A 19,909-nucleotide genomic window follows, 5' to 3' on the forward strand; every position below is an offset into this window, starting at 1 on the left:
AACCGGCGCAGCGCGCCGGTTCAGAAATCAGATTTTGCAGGCGTCGCCGCAATCATCATCGGCAACAATCGCCTGGGCTTTTTTGTCGGCGTCTTCGAGGCGTTCGGCATTACGCTCTTGCGCTTCTTCCAGACCGCTGAATACCAGGTTGTCGAGATCAATTTCCATGAGTTACCTACTTTGCTTCTGTTTTGACTGTCGACAGATTATAGAGCAAAACCCGGAGGGGATGAACCCTGCGCCAGCGCCTACCGCACACAGCGATAATGCGCGGCCCCGATTGTCCGGTCACTCGCGCGCTGAGATCCTCACTAATAAGTATTGACGAGGGACTGGGTTTAATTATACAGCGCAGAAAAGATTGCTTCGCTACATATTAAATGAAACGACAACGAGTTGGTGATTCACCGTTGACTTGAGCTGGTTATGATATTATGCCCGCGATTATGGTTGATTCTATGGTTCTTCAATAATGACTCAAACAACAATAGTTGCCATCAAAGAATGGCGAAAAAATAATAAGTTAATCTGTCACATTAAACTCGAATATAAAAAGGTCTTACGTAAATGCAGAGAAATATCGCTGCCAGGAGGGAAATATAAAGAATACCAGGCGTTGTGTGAACAATATGCCTGCGCTCGTTTAACCGCTGCCACCGAAGGACTGGTGAGTTTTCAGGATAAGCCGTTCAAAGCCTATCTCAATAAAACCCTGTCCAAAAGAAGCAAGCTGGAAATTGCCCACGGTTCTTTGATTTTTATGGAGAAAACCTTCAGCAAGGCGGCGCTGGCGAAGCTGTATAACGTCCGCGAATTTGGCCTGACGCTGGCGGAGATCCCGCTAAAAGACGGCGCGCAGATCACGGTAAATCTTCTGGCATCGCCTTTTCAGGAAGAGGGCGAGCTGATGCTGTTAATGCTGCAGGGCGAACAACGTCTCTACAGTATCTGTTTTTCCTGTACGGCAGATGGTCGGGCTTATATTGGTGGTATTCAGGGCGGGAAGGATATTTCCTCTGAAGAGATCAAGCTATTGACCAAAGCATTGCATGGTACCCGGCCGAAAAATTTAATTATCTCTTTGCTGTATGGTTTTTTACAGCATAGCGATATTAATGCGCTGTATGCGGTCGATTCCGATTTCCACGTGAAAAGCGAGCAGGTAAAAACCAGCTATGCGGCACTGTGGCTGGAAGTCGGCGGGGAAAAACATCGTCGCGGTTGGTATAAATTACCGGCGCAGGAGGTCAGGAAAAATATCGCCGAGGTGAAAAGTAAGCACCGCAGCCAGTTTATCAAACGCGAGGGTTTGAAAGAGCTGGCGCAGCTGGAGATGCTGACCACCCTGCGGCAGATCGGCGGGTATCAGCCCACCAGTTAACCTGCCGTTAACAGATTACCGGGCCAGCAGGGGGCTGTCGGCCCGGTATCTTCCACTAAATCACGCCACAATCTCAATCAGGTTTCCATCCGGGTCTTTGATGACCGCTTCGTAATAGCCATCTCCGGTAGTGCGTGGAGGGGAGACCAGAATGCCCTCGGCCTGCGCCTGTGCCGCCAGCGCATCAACCTGCTGCGCGCCGCCGACCGAAATGGCCAGATGTACCCAGCCGGTGTGGTTATTATCCGTCGCGCCCGGCTGTAATCCTGGTTTACTCATCAGTTCAATGGCGATGTCGTCGCCGATCTTCACAAAGTAAGACTCAAAGCCGGGGTTGGTCTGGCTGCAATATTTCTCGTTAATCTGGCCGTTAAAGAACCCGGTCCAGAAACGGGCCTGCTGCTCAAGCTGGTGGGTCCATAAGGCGATGTGGGCGACTTTCATGGTAGCTCTCCTGAGAAGACGGGTTGACAGAGCAAGGGCCAATGCATGATCATGCTCTTTATTGCTCGATTAAGGTTAATAAAGGAGTTTGTGTGCTCGATTATGCAGCTTTCCCTCAGCAGCGACAAGCGCTTATTTGTCAGATCCTTCAGGAGAACGGGCGGGTGGTATGTGCGGAGTTGGCAACCCGCTTAAACGTCTCAGAGCACACTATTCGCCGGGATCTGCATGAACTGAGCAAAGATGGCTTTTGCAAAAAGGTCTACGGCGGTGCGGTTATGAACCTGCCGGAAGCCGGCGACTACAGCGATCGCAAAGACAAAAATACGGCAACAAAACTCAGGATCGCGCAGAAATGCGCAAGACTGGTGAAACCCGGCGGCTGTATTTTTATCGATACCGGCACCACCAATCTGGCGATGGCCGAAGCGTTGCCGGCAGAGCTGGCGCTGACGGTGGTAACTAACTCCCCGGAAATCGCCGCGGTGCTGCTGAAAAAGCCGCGCTATGACGTGGTGATGCTTGGCGGGCAGGTGCAGCGGGCCTCGGGCGGTTGCGTCGGCGCCTCGGCGGTGGCCCAGCTGCAGGGCGTGCTGTTTGACCAGGGGTTTATCGGCGGCTGTGCGATGGCGCCGGAGTCGGGCCTGACCGGGTTTGACTACGCCGATTGTGAGTTCAAAAAAGCGGTGATTAAACAGTGCAGCGAGATAATCGTCGGCCTGACCTCCGATAAAATCCCGGCGGTGGCCCGGTTTGTGGTGACCGAAAGCAGCGGGATCGATGTGCTGGTGGTGGAGGAGAACGTCAGCCGGCAGTACCGCGATGCCTTCCGTGAGCACGATATCCGTATCTATACCGTCTGACTCCCCGGTCTTAGGTCGCCGACAGTCGCGCAGGCGACCTTTATTAAATTGAGAAATTCCCCTTTATCACTTTGATAATTTCGCCGCTTGCCCGCCATCTTCCGGCCCGGCGACGCGCCAATCCTCACTATTTTTCCCTGCTGCCGCCGCTTTTTGCGTTTGCAGTCACAAAAAGCAGCGCTAACTTCCTGCCCGCATAACTCTGGCACAGATATTGGATTTAGTAGTCCCCGATGAGGCTTTACCCGTGGCGAACCAGGCCAGCGCCGGGTTTGCCAACAACGGTCAATAATAAGGGGAATGCTATGTGTGCTTTACGTTCAGCGTCGCCAGGGCGTGTGGATGGTCAGGCGAAAGTCAAAGGAACGGCCATTTATGGCGATGATATCACCCTGCCGGGCATGCTCTTTGGGGTTTGCCGCTATGCGGATATCCCGGCGGGCAAAATTGAACAGCTCGATTTAGACGAGGCGCTGGCGGTTGACGGCGTCGTGAAGATCGCCACCTGGCAGGATATTCCCGGGGAGTCGGTGGTGGGCGTAATTGTGAAAGACTACCTGCCGATCATCAAAGATGAGGTGGTCTTTCACGGTGACGTCATCGCCGTTGTGGCCGCAACGACCTATGAAGCCGCCTGTGAAGCCGCCGACAAAATTCGCGTCCGCTATACGCCCTATACGCCGCTCACCGATATCGAACAGGCGCTGGCGCCGGACGCCCGTCGGATACACCCCGAACGCAGCGACAACATCGCCGCGCATCATCACACCCTCAAAGGGGATATCGACAAGGGGTTTGCCGAAGCCCGCCACGTACTGGAACGCGAGTATGAAGTCGGTTTTCAGGAGCACGCCTACATCGAACCGGAAGTGGTTCTCAGTTGGTTAGACCCGACCGACGGCAGCCTGATTATCTCGGGCTCGATTCAAAACCCGCATCGGGTACGCGGTTTCGTCGCGAAATTTATGGGCTGCCCGCAAAGCATGATTAACATTAAGCGTGCGGTGATGGGCGGCTCTTTTGGCGGTAAAGATGATGTGATTGACCATCTGGCCTGTCGCTCGGCGTTGCTTACCCGCTTAACCGGGAGACCGGTGAAATTTACCTACACCCGCGAGCAGTCAATCATCGAAAGCTGTAAGCGTCACCCTTACAAAATGAAGTACAAGGTGGGCCTCAACGAGGCGGGACATATTGTGGCGATGAAAGTCACCATTCTGGCGGACAGCGGTGGCTATGCCGCCTCTTCGCCATTTGTCACCTGGCGCTCTTCAGTGCAGGCCGCGGGGCCGTATCGTATCCCCAATGTTCACATCGATGTGAAAGCGGTCTACACCAATAACAGCTACACCTCGGCGATGCGCGGCTTTGGCTCACCGCAGGTGGTGTATGCCCATGAATCGCTGATGGATGAGATTGCGGATTACCTCAACATGTCGCCGGTGACGCTACGGGAAATCAACGCGCTGCGCCAGGGCGACACTTCAATCACCGGGCAGGTTTTTGATAAACACACCGTGTCGGCGATCGAGGTGCTGAAAAAAGCCAGCAGCTCGGCGGAGTTTATGGCCAAACGCCAGCGCTATCATCTGCTGAACCAGCAGGGCGGCGTCTGGCGCTACGGTATTGGTCTGGCGCTCAGCTATCGCGGCTGCTCCATCGGGGCGGAAGGGGTCGATACCTCAACGGCGTTGATTCAGGTTAACGAAGACGGCAGCGTCAATATCGCGACCTCGGTGTCGGAAAACGGCCAGGGGCTGCAGACCACTATGTCGCTGATTGCCGCGCAAGCCTTTGGTATTGACCTTGCGGAGATCCACTTCAGCGAGCCGCCAACCTCGGTGATTGGCGACGGTGGTTCAACGGCGGCTACGCGAGGAACCATGGTCGGCGGCGGGGCGATTCTTGATGCTGCAGAGAAGATCAAGCAGCGTATTCTCAGCGTGGTGGGCGACACCATCGGTACCGAGGAGCTTGCCGACACCCTGTGGCAGGACGGCCTGATTATCAACAAACATGATCCTCGCCAGCAGATGGATTTCAAAACTGCGGTGAACAAAACCAAGTGGGCCAGCGTCAGCCTGACCGAATACGGCTGGTTTGTGCCGCCGCCGATCCACTGGGACGAAGAAAAAGGCTGCGGCAGCCCTTATTTCACCTGGGTTTATGGGTGCCAGGTGGCGGAAGTTCGGGTGAACACCAGCACCGGGAAAACCGACCTGCTACACGTAACCGCCGCGCATGACGTCGGGCGGATCCTCAACCCGGTAGGTTTCGAAGGGCAGGTGTGCGGCGGTATCGCTCAGGGGTTTGGCTATGCGCTGCTGGAAGATTTCAATATCGAGCACGGCCAGGTGAAGTCAGAAAACTTCGACAGCTACCTGTTGCCCACCATCAAAGATATTCCGCGCATGACGGTGATTGGCGTTGAGAACCCGGATATTGCCGGGCCAATGGGGGCGAAGGGGATCGGCGAGCCGGCCACCGAACTGGCCGCTGCGGCGATCAACAACGCGGTCAGTTTTGCCCTGGGGACGCGGTTCAATAAGCTGCCGTTGACGCTGGAGCAGGTGATCCTCGGCTATAACCTGAAGAAACCGGCGCGCCAGAGTGAACTGATGATCGAGGCAGATAATAAAAAACAGGTGCTGCGTTTGACCGACGTAGAGGTGGTTCGTCCACAAAGTCTGGAACAGGCGCTTACGCTGCTGGCCCAGGAGGGGGTGACGGCGATTGCGGGGGGGACGGATGTCATTGTGCAGGGACGGTTGCAAACCCGGCCGATGAAGCTGGTGGATATTTCCCGCCTGCCGGAACTGATCGGGATAACGGAAGATCCACACACCCATGAGGTGATGATTGGCGCCGCGATGGCATTCAATCGTATTACCGAGCATCCGCTGCTGCGTGAACGCTATCCGCTGCTGGTGCAGGCCTGTCATACGGTGGGTTCGCACCAGATCCGCAACCGTGCCACTATCGGCGGCAATATCGTCAACGCCGCGCCCTGCGGTGATTCGCTCCCGCCGGCCATTCTCTACGATGCCAGTATCGAACTGCGTTCGCTGCACGGCGTGCGGCGGATGGCGCTGAGTGAGTTTGTGCTCTCCGGCTACAAAACCCAGCGTCAGGCGGATGAACTGCTGACCAAGGTGATCCTGCCGCCGCCGGCCAGGCCGCACGCCGCCGGTTTTTATCATCAGCTGGGGCGCCGCAACGCGCTGAATATCACCCGCCAGAGCCTGAGCGCGCTGATGGAGTTCGATAGCGACGGGACCGTCAGCTACTGCCGGCTGGTGGATGGCGCATTGTTTAGCAAGCCGCAGCGGTTGCTGGATGTTGAACGCTGTCTGACGGGCCATGTGCTGAATAGTGACACCGTGGAGAGCGCCTGCGAGGTGCTGGATAAGCTGATCTACGCCGCCATCGGCAAGCGCTGGTCTGCCGCCTACAAACAGCCGGTCTTTATCAGCATGTTCCGCGACATGATGGCGCAGGCGCAACTGGCCCATGGGAAATAATTATTACAACCGGGGCGCGGCGTCGCCCTGTACAGGACTGAGCAATGAGCACAATTAACGTAAAGGTGAATGGCAAGCTGGTGAAGGCAAAGGTTGAGGGCCGCATGCGGCTGCTGGATTTGGTGCGGGATACCCTGCATTTGACCGCCACCAAAGAGGGTTGCTCCATCGGGGAGTGCGGGGCCTGTACGGTATTGATGGATGGCAATGCCGTCTGTTCCTGTATGGTTCTGGCGGGGCAGTGTGACGGGGCGGAGATAACGACCCTCGAAGGGCTGAACGATAACCCGCTGACGCAAAAGCTTCAGCAGGCGTTTGTCGAAAAAGGGGGCGTGCAGTGCGGTTTTTGTACGCCAGGCGTGCTGGTGAGCACCACCGCGCTGTTGACCGCCGAGCCCAACCCGACGGATGAGCAGCTCAAGGATGTGCTGGAAGGCAATATCTGCCGCTGCACCGGCTATCAACCGATCCTGGATTCAATCCACCATGCCTTAAAGTCGTAGCCGTACAACCCCGGGGGCGGCGCAGATGCGCCTTGCCCGGGCTACGGGTCGTGCAGTCTGGTAGCCCAGACAGGTGCGCAGCACCGCCTCCGGGGAGGCGGCGTGGTTAACCCATCGCGCTTTCATGCTGGCGGGCTTCCGGCTTGCTGTACTCGTCAGTCACCGACAGCCCGGCGATGTTCCCGGGGGCGGCGCAGATGCGCCTTGCCCGGGCTACGGGTCGTGTAGTCTGGTAGCCCGGACAGGTGCGCAGCACCGCCTCCGGGAAGGCGACGTGATTAACCCATGGCGCTTTCGAGCAGGCGGGCTTCCAGCTTGTTGTGCTCGTCAGTCACCGACAGTTCGGCGATATTCCCGGGGGCGGCGCAGATGCGCCTTGCCCGGGCTACGGGTGTGCAGTCTGGTAGCCCGGACAGGTGCGCAGCACCGCCTCCGGGAAGGCGACGTGATTAACCCATGGCGCTTTCGAGCAGGCGGGCTTCCAGCTTGTTGTGCTCGTCAGTCACCGACAGTTCGGCGATATTCCCGGGGGCGGCGCAGATGCGCCTTGCCCGGGCTACGGGTGTGCAGTCTGGTAGCCCGGACAGGTGCGCAGCACCGCCTCCGGGAAGGCGACGTGATTAACCCATGGCGCTTTCGAGCAGGCGGGCTTCCAGCTTGTTGTGCTCGTCAGTCACCGACAGTTCGGCGATATTCCCGGGGGCGACACTGACGTGCCTTGCCCGGGCTACCGGCTGTGCGTTTGGTAGCCCGGACAGGTGCGCAGCACCGCCTCCGGGGAAGCGACGTGATTAATCCATTGCGCTTTCGCGCAGGCGGGCTTTCAGCTTGTCGTGCTCGTCAGTCACCGACAGCCCGGCGATGTTCCCGGGGGCGGCGCAGATGCGCCTTGCCCGGGCTACGGGTCGTGCAGTCTGGTAGCCCGGACAGGTGCGCAGCACCGCCTCCGGGGAGGCAGCCTGGTTAACCCATTGCGCTTTCGCTCAGGCGGGCTTCCGGCTTGTCGTGCTCGTCAGTCACGGACAGTTCGGCGATGTTCCCGGGGGCGGCGCAGATGCGCCTTGCCCGGGCTACGGGTGTGCAGTCTGGTAGCCCGGACAGGTGCGCAGCACCGCCTCCGGGGAGGCGGCGTTATTAACCCATCGCGCTTTCGTGCAGGCGGGCTTTCAGCTTGCTGTACTCGTCAATCACATACTGCTCGGCGGCGCGTTGATCGGCGATGCGCTCAACGTTCACGGCGCAGTACTTGTACTCCGGCGTCTTGGTTATCGGGCTCAGGTTCTCGGTCACCAGCTCGTTACAGGCGCCAATCCACCACTGGTAGGTCATATAGACCGCCCCTTTATTCGGCCGGTCGCTGACCTGGGCACGGGTGATGATCCGCCCTTTGCGCGAATTGACCCACACCAGCGCTTCATCTTCAATCCCCAGACGCGCGGCGTCGGCGGTGTTGATTTGCGCATAGCCCGGTTCATCCGCCAGCGCGGCCAGCGCCGCACAGTTGCCGGTCATCGAACGACACGAATAGTGGCCCACTTCACGCACCGTGGAGAGCACCATCGGGTACTCGTCGGTCAGCTTGTCAATCGGCGCAACCCAGTCGCAGGTATAGAACTGCGCCAGGCCGTTCGGCGTGGAGAAGGTCTCTTTAAACAGATAAGAGGTCCCCTGATCGGCATCGGACTCGTCGCGACACGGCCACATGATGTAGCCCAGCTCGCCCATTTTCTCGTAGGTGGCACCGTAAAAGTTCGGGCACAGATGCCGCAACTCGTCCCAGATCTCCTGGGTATTGTTGTAGTGCATCGGGTAGCCCATCCGGGTGGCGATTTCACTGATGATCTGCCAGTCGGTTTTCAGGTCCCACTTCGGCTCTACCGCTTTAAAGAAGCGCTGGAAGCCACGGTCGGCGGCGGTATAGACGCCTTCATGCTCGCCCCACGACGTTGACGGTAAAATCACATCCGCCGCCGACGCGGTTTTGGTCATAAAGATGTCCTGGACGATAACCAGCTCCAGCTCTTCAAAGGCTTTACGCACGGCGGACAGCTCGGCGTCGGTCTGGAGCGGATCTTCCCCCATGATGTACGCCGCCCGCACTTCGCCATGTGCCGCACGGTGCGGCAGCTCGCTGATGCGGTAGCCGGTATGTTCCGGCAGGCTGTCGACGCCCCAGGCTCTGGCGAACTTCTCGCGGTTTTCCGGGAACTTCACATACTGGTAGCCCGGATAGGTATCCGGCAGCGCGCCCATATCGCAGGCACCCTGGACGTTGTTCTGCCCGCGCACCGGGTTGACGCCGACGCTCGGTTTACCGAGGTTGCCGGTCATGATCGCCAGGCTGGTCAGCGAGCGGACGGTTTCCACTCCCTGATAGAACTGGGTGACGCCCATGCCCCACAGGATCGCGGCGGATTTGGCGCTGGCGTACATCCGGGCGCATTCGCGGATTTGCTGCGCGCTGACGCCGGTGATCGCTTCCACCGACTCCGGCGTGTAGCCTTCGACGATTTTACGATACTCCTCGAAGCCCTCGGAACGGCTGGCCACGAAGGATTTATCGTAGAGATCTTCCTCGATGATGACATGCCCGATGGCGTTGAGCAGCGCGATGTTCGAGCCGTTTTTCAACGCGATGTGCATATCGGCAATGCGCGCGGTTTCAATTTTGCGCGGATCGCAGACGATAATTTTCGCCCCATTGCGTTTGGCGTTAATCACGTGATTCGCCACGATGGGGTGTGAATCTGCCGGGTTGTACCCGAAGATAAACACGAGATCGGTGTTATCAATCTCTGTGATGGCATTACTCATGGCGCCATTACCGACCGACTGGTGCAGACCTGCAACCGAAGGGCCGTGTCAGACGCGCGCGCAACAGTCGACGTTATTGGTACCAATAACGGCGCGTGCGAATTTTTGCATCACATAGTTGGTTTCATTGCCGGTCCCGCGGGATGAGCCGGTGGTCTGGATAGCATCCGGGCCGTACTTGGCTTTAATCTCGCTGAGGCGGGTGGCGACGTAGTCGAGGGCCTCGTCCCAGGAGACGGATTCCAGTTTGCCGCCACGCTGACGGCGGATCATCGGGGTTTTCAGACGCGGGGTGAGGATCTGGGTATCGTTAATAAAGTCCCAGCCATAGTAGCCTTTCAGGCACAGGGTTCCCTGGTTATTTTTCCCCATGGCGGCTTCAGCACGGAGAATGTTCCCCGCTTCGGTCACCAGCCTGATCTTACAGCCGGCGGCGCAGTAGGGGCATACGGTCATCACGTTTTTCATTATGATAATTATCCTCGTCAGAGCGAAACGCAGGCTCAGTGGTTGAAAAAAAGCCAAAAATTAAAGCGGCTATCGAGGCAAAGATAAATGGCGTGCTGGACCACAGGCAGACTCAGCAGGGCAATAACGCTGGCAGCACAAGCAACGCGTAATAGCATGGCAATGGCTCCTGAAGTGGCGCAGAACCTGCGCGGAAAAAGGGAGTGGCGCCAGAACCTGCTCCGGCGCCACGGCAGCGAGGGTTACTCTTCGTTCTGGTGTTCTTTAACTTTGCGCATCAGTAGCCACATGCGCATGGTGCGTGGCTGACGTTTCGCGGCCTGGCTGTCGGGGATCAGGCCGGTATGTTTGTTGTAACCGTTGAAGAACAGGTTGAGCGTCACCGCGCTGAATGTGGCCAGCATGATGCCGCTGTGCAGCAACGGCTGCAGCACTTCCGGGAATTTTGAGAAAAAATCGTGCGACAGGGTTGGCGTCAGCCCCACGCCAAGGCTGATGGCAACGATATACAGGTTGTAGCGGTTGGTTGAATAGTTGATGCGCGCCAGGATACGGATGCCGGTTGCCAGCACCATGCCGAACATTACCAGCCCCGCGCCGCCCAGCACAAACTGCGGGATAGAGGCTACCAGTACCGCCATTTTTGGCACCATCCCGAACATGATCAGAATGGCTCCCGATGCGACGCAAACCCAGCGGCTGTGGACGCGAGTCACGCTGACCAGACCGACGTTCTGGGAAAATGAAGTATGCGGGAAGCTATTGAACAGTCCACCAAACAGCGTGCCGATACCATCAACACGCAGCCCACGCACGATATCCTGCGGCGTGAGTTTGCGACCGACAATTTCCCCGAGCGCCAGAAACATCCCCATCGACTCGATAAACACGATGATCACCACCGCGGTCATGGTGATAATTGAGATCGGGTCGAAGACCGGCGTCCCCAGCGCCATCGGCGTGACTATCGCAAACCAACTGGCATCATTCAGGCCGGTCAGGTTCACTTCATTCATCATCATCGACAGAAAAAAGCCGAACACGATCCCCAGCAGCACGGCGACGTTCGACATAAACCCTTTAGCAAAGCGGGTGACCAGCAGGATAAACAGCAGCACGGCGAAGGAGATGCACAGATAGACCGGATTACCGTAATCGGGGTTGCCTTTACCGCCGGCGGCCCAGTCGATCCCGACCTGCATTATGCTCAGGCCGATAGAGGTGATAACGACCCCGGTAACCAGCGGGGGAAACAGCGGCATCAGCCGCCCGATAAGCGGTGCCAGCAGGGTGGTAATGATCCCGGCGCCGATTGTCGCCCCGAAAATCCCCAACAGGCCAATATCGGGATGCATACCGATCGCCAGCATCGGCGTCACGGCGGCAAAGGTCACCGACATAATGACCGGCAGACGAATCCCCATAAAGCGGCCGATACCGATACATTGCAGCAGCGTGACCACGCCGCAGCAGAACAGGTCGGAGCTAATCAGGAGCGCGACCGTCTCCTTACTTAACCCCAGCCTGTCCCCGATCATCAAAGGCACGGCGACGGCGCCGGCATACATAACCAGAACGTGCTGCAAACCCAAAACAACCAGCTTCCCCGGAGACAAGACACGATCCACCTCATCTGTTGTGTGGGGGCTGCCAGAGACCGATGGTGGCTGAGAATCAATGGCGCTCATACTGTTTTACTCCTTATTATCCGACGAGCCTCTCTAAGAGGCGGGGTCGGGAAGAGGGATAAATAACAATGACAAAGACCTGCTGTGAATATGCTTAGGGAGTGCCAGTTTTTGGCAAGTGCGCTAGAACGTTGCTGAAATGCGTCGATGGTCACAGAACGTAGCGTTTGTGTGATGGTCGTGCGGGGTCTTGCGGCGGGCGAGACGCTGAGACGTCTCATTATGATAGGAATCAAATCATTCTGAATCGCAAGATGATTCAGCGTGCCGTGGGCGGGTGTCGGTCCGGCCGGAGAGCGGGGGCTTGTTTCTTTGAGGCGGTTCGCAAAAATCAATCTGTCAGTCAGCGGGGCGTAAAAAGCGCCTGATTATTGCATCGTGACCCTTGTACTTATTCAGAATAATAAAAGGGACGCACATGAATCGATTTATTGTCGCCGATGCCGCCCGCTGCATTGGTTGCCATGTTTGTGAGATAGCTTGTGTGACGGGGCATCACCAGGATGCCTGGCCGACACAGCGTCGTGACTTTCTTCCGCGTATCCACGTTGTCTTCCACCATAAGCAGAGCAGCGCCACCACCTGTCACCACTGTAACGACGCCCCCTGCGTCACCTCGTGTCCGACGCAGGCACTGTATCGGGCGAATAACAGCATTCAGCTTAAGCAGGCGGATTGTATTGGCTGTAAAAACTGCGTGATTGCCTGTCCTTTTGGCGCCATCGAGATGGCCGCCGCCGGGGATGAGCAGCCGCTGCTGGCGCAGAAGTGCGATCTCTGTAGTGAACATCCCTCTGGTCAGCCGTCCTGTGTCGCTGCTTGCCCGACGCAGGCGCTGACGCTGATGGATGATGCCGCTATCGAGCGGCTGCGCCGTGAACGGCAAATTCGTGCGGCTCAGGGGCAGGCGCCTGCGCCTCGGCAACAGGAACGACGTGAAGCCTTGCTGAATAAGGTGCCGCGCGTCGGCGCGAAAAAAGTCGACGCCGAGACGCGTAAGGCCCACTTCGCCGAGATTTACCACGGGCTGGACGCCGACAAGGCGCAATATGAGAGCGAGCGCTGCCTCTACTGCGCACAGAAAGCCTGGTGCAACTGGACCTGTCCGCTGCATAACCACATCCCGGACTTTATTCGTCTGGTTCAGGAGGGCGATGTGGTGGCGGCAGCGGAGCTGTGTCATCAAAGCAGTTCCCTGCCGGAAATTTGCGGTCGGGTGTGCCCGCAGGATCGCCTGTGTGAGGGGGCCTGCACCCTGAAAAAGGGCAGCGGGGCGGTTGCTATCGGTAATCTTGAGCGCTATATCACCGATAGCGCGCTGGCGATGGGCTGGCGGCCCGGCGTCGGTAATATCACTGCGCGAAAAGAGCGGGTGGCGGTGGTCGGTGCTGGCCCGGCTGGCCTGGGGTGCGCGGATATCCTCGCCCGCGCGGGCGTACAGGTGGAGGTTTTCGACAAGCATCCGGAAATCGGCGGCCTGCTGACCTTCGGTATCCCGCCCTTCAAGCTGGACAAAAGCGTGCTGCAGGCCCGAAGGACGATCTTCAGCGAGATGGGGATTACCTTCCATCTCAATCACGAAGTGGGGCGCGATGTCGCCTTTAGCGACCTGGTGGCGGGATATGACGCGGTGTTTCTGGGCGTCGGGACCTACGGCCTGATGGCGGCTGGTCTGGAAGGTGAAGACGCGCCGGGGGTGATTCAGGCGCTGCCGTTTTTGATTGCCAGCACCCGTGAGGTGATGGGGATTGAAGAGAGCCCGGAGTACCCGTTAACCGAGATTAAAGGTAAACGGGTGGTGGTGCTGGGGGGCGGCGACACGGCAATGGACTGCCTGCGTACTGCGATCCGCCGTGGGGCGACCAGCGTAACCTGCGCCTATCGCCGCGACGAGCTCAGCATGCCGGGGTCGAAAAAAGAGGTGGTGAACGCCCGCGAAGAAGGGGTCGAGTTCCAGTTTAACGTTCAGCCGCAGTACATCCTGCGTAACCGCAAAGGTCAGGTCAGCGCGGTCGGGATGATCCGTACCGCAATGGGCGAGGCGGGAGCCGATGGACGCCGTCGACCGCAGCCGGTGCCGGGATCCGAATTTGAACTGCCGGCGGATGTGCTGGTGATGGCGTTTGGTTTCCAGGCGCACGAGATGCCGTGGCTGCGCGGGCAGGGCGTTCAGCTCGACCGCTGGGGGCAGATCTGCACCGGCGGCAAAGGGCGCGGCGTTACGCAGACCGCTAATGACAAGATTTTTGCCGGTGGGGATGCGGTGCACGGCGCTGACCTGGTGGTGACGGCGATGGTGGCCGGGCGTCAGGCGGCCAACGACATGCTGGCGCTGTTCAGGCACAAGGAGGAGGTATGACGCATTTTATCGTTGCCAGTCCGCAGTCGTGCATTGGCTGTCGCACCTGTGAGGTCGCCTGCGCGTTGGCGCATATGGCCGAAGGCGCGGCGTTTCATCCGCGTCTGAAGGTGATGCGTCTCGATACCCTCAGCGTGCCGGTGATGTGCCATCAGTGTGAAAACGCCCCTTGCGTGACCGCCTGTCCAGTCGGGGCGCTTACGATGGGGAACTTGCGGGTAGAGGCGGATGCCGGGCGCTGTATCGGGTGTCAGGGCTGCGTGGTGGCCTGCCCCTTTGGCGCTATCACCGTTGTGACCGCCGCCGAACATCCACCGGCGATCGTCAAATGCGATTTGTGCGAGGGGCGCGAGCGCGGGCCAGCCTGTATGGATGTTTGCCCGACCGCGGCGCTTAGCGTGATGACCGAAGAGACGCTGGCGGCGTTACAAAAGCAGCGTAACGTTGCCACCGCCAGCCTGTTAACGCTGTAAAAAAACATGCTGGCCACCTCGGGTGACCAGCATGATATTCACTACGGTTGTTGGAAAACCGGAGCCGCCTCAGGCCAGGGCGTCCATCCGCTGCCACATTTTCGCCGCCGCTTTGCGGGCTTCGGCAAAAATCGGCTCACAGTCAAAGGTAAACTGCCGGTCTTCGTACACCATCACCCCGTTGACCATCACGCTATGCACGTGGCTGCTTCCCATCCCGAAGGCGAGGTGGCCGGCAATATTCTCCGCCACAAACGGCGTCGGGGAGAGGTAATCGTAGAAGGTTAAATCGGCTTTGTACCCCGCGGCAATCCGGCCAAACCGGGCGTTAAAGTTGCGGCTGAGCAGTTCATTGCCGTTACTCAACGCGCGGGCAAAGCTGTCCGGCCACAGCGGTCCGCCGGCGTCGCGGTGTTTGAAGAAGGCAAACTTGAGCTCCTCGAACATATCCGAGCCGATGCCGTCGGTGCCGAGCGCCAGGTTACGGAACGCCGCCAGCCGTTGGTTATAGCCGACGTGATTGTTCATGTTGGAGCGGGCGTTATGCACCAGAAAACCGTCCCGGGCATTCAGCAATTCAATGTCGCGATCGGATAAATAGAGCCCATGGGCAACCAGGGTTTTGTGGTCGAGCAGGTCGAACTCAGCCAGCCGCACCAGCAGGTCTTTGGCGTAATGATGGTGACTATGGGAGACATCATAGCGATCTTCCGCCGCGTGAATATGAAGCCCGCGCCCGGTGGCTTTCAGGGCTTCGGCCAGCATTACCAGGCCCTCATCCGGCACCGTGAACGGCGCGTGAGCGCCGATATGCGCTTCGACCAGATAGGGCGTGCTGCCCTGTTCCCGTGCGCTGTCGATTTCCCGCGCAAAGCGGATATTTTCCTCTACGCCGGCCTGCAGCTCTTTGGCGCCGCTGTTACGATCGGTGGTCTCAAAGCAGGTCATCCCGCGCAGCCCCACCTGCAAAAAAGCGCGCCGTAGCTGGCTTAGCGACCCGGCAATATAGCCAGGCGAAGCATGATGGTCGATAACCGCGGTGCAGCCGCTGCGGATCGCCTCCAGCGCGCAGATGACGCCGCTGTAGTACAGCGACTCTTCATCCAGCGTGCGGTCCAGTCGCCACCACAGGTTTTTGAGCGTTGAGATAAAATCCGGGCACGGTGGGATAGTGGCCTGAATACCGCGCGATAACCCGGAATAAAAATGGTTGTGTGAGCAGACGTTGCCCGGCATCACCAGCCGACCCTGCATCGCTTTGACGGTGGCCTGCGGATAGCGCTGGCTCAGGTCAGGGCCTACCTCGAGGATGGTATCGTTGTCGATAACAATATCGACATTGTCTTGTACGCTCGCCGGGTGCAGTTGCGCGACGGTGGCGTTTTTCAGTATCAGAATGTTCATACTTCGACGGCTCCTAGCAGGTAACGGTGGTGGCGATGAACATGGCTGATGATGCGGCACATGTCGGACAGCGGTGAGGGAACCTCATCAAACTGGCTGCTGTCATCGATAGTCAGCAGCCAGGTTTGCTGGTTCTGGCGGATGTGCACCTGGCGTGCATCAATCAGAAAACCGGGGTTGCTGCTGTGAGTGAAATCCTCGGCGAGGCTAAAGACGGTGATTTTGTCTTTATAGGGTTTACCCTGCCACGGACAGAACTGCGCGCAGTTGCCGCATTCATTGCAGAAAGCGTCAAGGTGCAGGGTCTGATAACGGTTCTTAAAGCCCGGTACCGCGATGGAGACGTTGGCGCGGTTAGGACAGACATCCACGCATTTACTGCAGACGTAGTTACACTCCAGGCAGCGGGCCGCTTCTTGCGTAACGAACGCCTCGCGGTCGTCCGGGCTGACCTCGGCAACCGCAATGGCGCCTTTGCGGCGATAGATCTCCGCCGGGTCGACGTTATTCCAGTGCTTATTACCATGGTGACTGAGGATATTTTCGCGCGCCAGAATGGCGTCCGTGGCCCGCCGGGCATTGCCGATGGCCGAGACGATGGACGAGGGGCCGCGCTGCACGTCGCCGATCAGGAAAACGTTGGGCTTGCGGGTTTCGCCGTCGGCGGCCACTTCCGGCCAGCCGTGTTCATCGAGCGGAATGCCCATCGCCGCCAGCGCGTCGCTGTCCTGCTGCTCGCCGATGGCGGTGATCAGCGTGTCCACCTGCAACGTGCAGGTTTCAGGGGTATCTACGGGGCGGCGGCGTCCTTTTTCGTCCGGCTCGCCGAGGGTCATCACGCGCAACGTCAGCGTCCCGTCGGCGTCGTATCGTTCCGGGTTGTTGAGGAAACGGAACGCCACGCCATCGTGCTGGGCTTCTTCAAACTCTTCGCGCCAGGCCGGCATCTCCTGTTGTGAACGGCGGTAGACGATCGTCGCCTGCTCGACGCCAGGCACGCGCAGGGTCGCGCGGGCGCAATCCATCGCCGTATTCCCCGCGCCAATAATGGCGACATGTTTCCCCAGCTTCAGGTTATCGCCGCGGTTATATTCCCGTAGAAACTGCAGCGATTTGCGTACGTTGGGGTTATCGCCGCGCAGCGTCACGCCGCTGTTTTTATCGGTCCCGGTGGCGACCAGCACGTACTGGAACCCTTTTTGCTGCAGCTGTTCAACGCTCAGATGCGGGTCGCAGCCGTAGACAATATCGACGCCGTGACGGACGACAAAATCGATGTCCTGCTCAATGAGTTCGGCTGGTATACGAAACTGCGGGATGATATTGCGCACCACGCCGCCGGCGTTGGCCTCACGCTCAAACAGCGTAACCAGATGGCCGGCACGGGCGAGGAAATAGCCAGCAGCCAGCCCCGCCGGTCCGGCACCAATGACGGCCACCGGATGGCGGCTGCCGGAACCCGCCGGTTTATGCCAGCGGCGTTGGTAGTCGTCCCAACCTTTTTCCAGGGCAATTTTTTTCAGCTCGCGAATGTTAAGCGCGCTGTCGTAATCCAGGCGGGTGCAATTGTTCTGGCACTGGTGGTCGCAGATATGGCCGGTAATCGCCGGCAGCGCGTTACGCTGATAAATCAGATCCAGCGCCTCGGCATAGCGACGTTCTCCCATCAGGCGGATATATTCCGGGATATCCTGTTTGATGGCGCAGGCGGTCACGCAGGGGGCAACGTAACAGTCGGTCAGCGGCAGCGCTTCCCCGACATCAATGCGCTCATCGGGTTTCCACTGTTTCTGGGTGTAGTCCATGGTGACGGCTTTTTCCGCCAGGGCGTTCAGCCGTTGCACATCGACCTGTTTCATGTGCCAGCCATCGGACTGCTCCAGTTCGCGCATGCATTCGCTAAGCCGCAAATAGCCGCCGGGTTTGAGCAGATCCGTCGCCATGGTAATCGGGTGGATCCCGGTTTCGAAGATCTCGCGAATGTTCAGCTGGCTGGCACCACCGGAGTAGGAGATGGGCAGTTTGCCGTCGAACGCCCGGGAGAGCAGGGCGGCGACGTTAATGGAGAGCGGGAACAGCGCTCGTCCGGACATGTACATTTCGTCTCCGGGCAGCGCGCCTTTGTTGTTGACGGTCCCGAGGGTATTGGTCAGTTTTACGCCGAAGCCGAGGTCGCGCGCTTTTGCCAGCTGCATCAGGCGCGCCAGCATCTCCAGCGCCCGGTCGATTTTCAGATCGTGCTCGAACGACGCCTCGTTGAGGCCAATATAGCCAAAGCCGCAGGTATCGAGTATTTCACGCACCCGCGAATAGCCCAGCAGCGTCGGGTTGAGCTTGACGAAGGTGTTGAGGTTTTTCTCTTCCAGCATATAGCGGCAGATGGCTTCAATCTCGTCGGGCGGGCAGCCGTGCATGGTCGAGAGCGTGACGCCCTGCACCAGGGTGGCGGGGATGCGCTGCGCCAGCGTCGCCAGTCGTGGGCGGATATCGTCGAGCTGGTGGCGAACCAGGAACGCGTCGTCATGCAGCCAGCGGTCGAGGATTTCGCGATAGCGGGCAAACTCCGGCTGGCTGGTGGCGTTGAGCATGGTGTGGATAAACTGCTGCATCGGCGGCTGCTTGATGCCGTCGAGGTTGTAGCCGACGCTCATATTGAAAATAAACGATTTCCCCGCCTCCATCGGCGTCAGAGGCAGGATCTCTTCCAGCAGATGCAGGATAAACCAGGCTTTCAGATACTCGTCGCTGGCCTTCTGCAGGGTAAATTCGGTCGACCATTCGGTGTTGAAACATTCATCTTCGGCGTCGATACAGGGCTTTTCCAGCTCCAGCCGGTCAAGGATTTGCACGGTTTTCAGTTCGATAAACCGCCCGCCGGTGAGCCAGGAGGTAATAATATTTTGCGCCAGTTGGGTATGCGGCCCGGCGGCAGGCCCGACCGGGGTCGCGCACGGTTCGCCGAACACGGTGATCCGCTGCTGGCGGGCCGGTGAGTAAAACTGCTGTTCGGGAATACCAAATATGGAACGATGCTGGTGGTATTCATCAAAGATGCGCGTCAATAATTCCTCAAATGGAACCGGACGCATAATATCTCCCATAACCCTCTCCTTAGATGAATCGGTGAATGCGCATGGCCCGCAGGGCAAACGCGCTGATGAATTAAGAGAGAAGGAGCAACAATCACACCAGTTATTAAATAATGAACAGGACATGGTATGAAATTGTGAGAGGGATCGGATATTAATCGTGGTTTATGAAATGCATCACATGACGGAAATGCGAATTAAAATCACTCACCGAGCGGGGTTTTATTTATTTCTCAAAATTATCGTGAGGCTATCACAATGATAATTTTGCCGTAGCGAACATGGGCGACTGTGGGTCATTGCGACGTCGCGTTATATTGATGCAGGCGAGTAAAGTCGGCAGGGGTATCAACATCAAAAATAATCTCGGGATAATCGAGGGCCAGCTGGCGGTGCGGGCCGCCCAGTAACGCCTGGCGAACGGAAGTCCCGGTGGCGCAGGCCAGGCGCTGTAGCAATATCTCTCGTGCAATAAGAATTGGATGGCCCGGCGTACCCTGATAAACCGGCAGGATTGCGCCCTGATGGCGTAAAGGCCAGAGGGTGCGAAATACCCGCGGGGTGAGACAAGGCAGATCGCCATGGGTGATAAAACAGTATTCGCTATTCACGGCAAGGGCTCCGCAGCGCACCGATGAGAACAATCCCTGCGCATAATCGGCATTATACACCAGCGTTATTCGCGGGTCGTCGGCGTAGCGTGCCGCGAGCTGTTCGGCCTGAAAACCGGTGACCAGAATAATACGCGAACAGAACTGCAGGGCGTTTTTAATACTTGCATCAAGAATCGTTCCATTCTGCCAGGGTAACATCAATTTCCATTGCCCCATCCGGGTGGATAATCCTGCGGCAGTAATAATACAGTCGATGTGCTTCATAGGCCTCTTTATATAATGGAGTTG

General features: G+C 58.1%; 14 protein-coding genes. 6 read left to right on the plus strand and 8 right to left on the minus strand.

All coding sequences use genetic code 11. From position 1 onward, the window contains the following. Positions 1-27 precede the first annotated feature (27 nt). Entirely contained in the window at positions 28-168 is a 141-nt protein-coding gene (locus HF679_RS04420; RefSeq protein WP_004102786.1) for a hypothetical protein, read from the minus strand. A 304-nt stretch (positions 169-472) separates the two neighbouring features. Here HF679_RS04420 and HF679_RS04425 point away from each other — a divergent pair, with 304 nt between their 5' ends. Continuing rightward, a complete protein-coding gene (locus HF679_RS04425; protein WP_123754631.1) occupies positions 473-1,381 on the plus strand; it encodes a DUF535 family protein in 909 nt (302 codons plus the stop codon). A 60-nt stretch (positions 1,382-1,441) separates the two neighbouring features. Here the strand turns inward: HF679_RS04425 and HF679_RS04430 are convergent, their stop codons facing one another. Further along, positions 1,442-1,825: a VOC family protein gene (locus HF679_RS04430; RefSeq protein WP_123754630.1), complete on the minus strand. Its 384-nt coding sequence runs from the start codon at positions 1,823-1,825 to the stop codon at positions 1,442-1,444. 92 nt (positions 1,826-1,917) lie between these two features. Here HF679_RS04430 and HF679_RS04435 point away from each other — a divergent pair, with 92 nt between their 5' ends. From HF679_RS04435 to HF679_RS04445, 3 genes are all read left to right on the plus strand, one after another. Beyond that, positions 1,918-2,688, plus strand: coding sequence for a DeoR/GlpR family DNA-binding transcription regulator (locus HF679_RS04435; RefSeq protein ID WP_174510005.1), 771 nt, complete (start codon positions 1,918-1,920; stop codon positions 2,686-2,688). Between the two features lie 305 nt (positions 2,689-2,993). After that, positions 2,994-6,209 carry a molybdopterin cofactor-binding domain-containing protein gene (locus HF679_RS04440; RefSeq protein ID WP_154145126.1) on the plus strand — a complete coding sequence of 1,072 codons (3,216 nt, stop codon included), beginning with the start codon at positions 2,994-2,996 and terminating at the stop codon, positions 6,207-6,209. A 44-nt stretch (positions 6,210-6,253) separates the two neighbouring features. Beyond that, positions 6,254-6,712 (plus strand): (2Fe-2S)-binding protein, encoded by a 459-nt coding sequence (locus HF679_RS04445; protein WP_123754627.1) that lies wholly within the window; start codon positions 6,254-6,256, stop codon positions 6,710-6,712. Positions 6,713-6,818: 106 nt separating this feature from the next. Here HF679_RS04445 and HF679_RS04450 read toward each other — a convergent pair whose 3' ends face one another. The 3 genes from HF679_RS04450 to HF679_RS04460 all read right to left on the minus strand — a co-directional run bounded on the left by HF679_RS04450 (position 6,819) and on the right by HF679_RS04460 (position 11,682). Further along, positions 6,819-6,968 (minus strand): hypothetical protein, encoded by a 150-nt coding sequence (locus HF679_RS04450; RefSeq protein ID WP_187042647.1) that lies wholly within the window; start codon positions 6,966-6,968, stop codon positions 6,819-6,821. 878 nt (positions 6,969-7,846) lie between these two features. Continuing rightward, on the minus strand, positions 7,847-9,994 hold the full coding sequence (fdhF, locus tag HF679_RS04455) for a formate dehydrogenase subunit alpha (RefSeq protein WP_123754626.1): 2,148 nt from the start codon (positions 9,992-9,994) through the stop codon (positions 7,847-7,849). A gap of 242 nt (positions 9,995-10,236) precedes the next feature. Then, positions 10,237-11,682, minus strand: coding sequence for a nucleobase:cation symporter-2 family protein (locus tag HF679_RS04460; protein WP_123754625.1), 1,446 nt, complete (start codon positions 11,680-11,682; stop codon positions 10,237-10,239). 418 nt (positions 11,683-12,100) lie between these two features. Here HF679_RS04460 and ygfT point away from each other — a divergent pair, with 418 nt between their 5' ends. Together ygfT and HF679_RS04470 are read left to right on the plus strand one after the other, a co-directional pair. After that, entirely contained in the window at positions 12,101-14,041 is a 1,941-nt protein-coding gene (gene ygfT, locus HF679_RS04465) for a formate-dependent uric acid utilization protein YgfT (RefSeq protein WP_123754624.1), read from the plus strand. After that, the gene (locus HF679_RS04470; RefSeq protein WP_123754623.1) at positions 14,038-14,514 is read left to right on the plus strand and encodes a 4Fe-4S dicluster domain-containing protein; all 477 of its coding nucleotides are present in this window, start codon (positions 14,038-14,040) and stop codon (positions 14,512-14,514) included. Before ygfT ends, HF679_RS04470 begins: the two co-directional genes overlap by 4 nt. A 69-nt stretch (positions 14,515-14,583) precedes the next feature. Here the strand turns inward: HF679_RS04470 and ssnA are convergent, their stop codons facing one another. The 3 genes from ssnA to HF679_RS04485 all read right to left on the minus strand — a co-directional run bounded on the left by ssnA (position 14,584) and on the right by HF679_RS04485 (position 19,885). Further along, on the minus strand, positions 14,584-15,918 hold the full coding sequence (gene ssnA / locus HF679_RS04475) for a putative aminohydrolase SsnA (RefSeq protein ID WP_187042648.1): 1,335 nt from the start codon (positions 15,916-15,918) through the stop codon (positions 14,584-14,586). Beyond that, on the minus strand, positions 15,915-19,019 hold the full coding sequence (gene ygfK / locus HF679_RS04480; protein ID WP_187042649.1) for a putative selenate reductase subunit YgfK: 3,105 nt from the start codon (positions 19,017-19,019) through the stop codon (positions 15,915-15,917). The genes ssnA and ygfK overlap by 4 nt, the downstream gene beginning before the upstream one ends. Positions 19,020-19,303: 284 nt before the next feature. Beyond that, positions 19,304-19,885, minus strand: a complete 582-nt coding sequence (locus HF679_RS04485) for an NTP transferase domain-containing protein (RefSeq protein WP_187042650.1) — start codon at positions 19,883-19,885, stop codon at positions 19,304-19,306. Positions 19,886-19,909 lie beyond the last annotated feature (24 nt).

Source organism: Enterobacter sp. JUb54 (genome assembly GCF_014298075.1).
Classification (GTDB): domain Bacteria; phylum Pseudomonadota; class Gammaproteobacteria; order Enterobacterales; family Enterobacteriaceae; genus Klebsiella; species Klebsiella lignicola.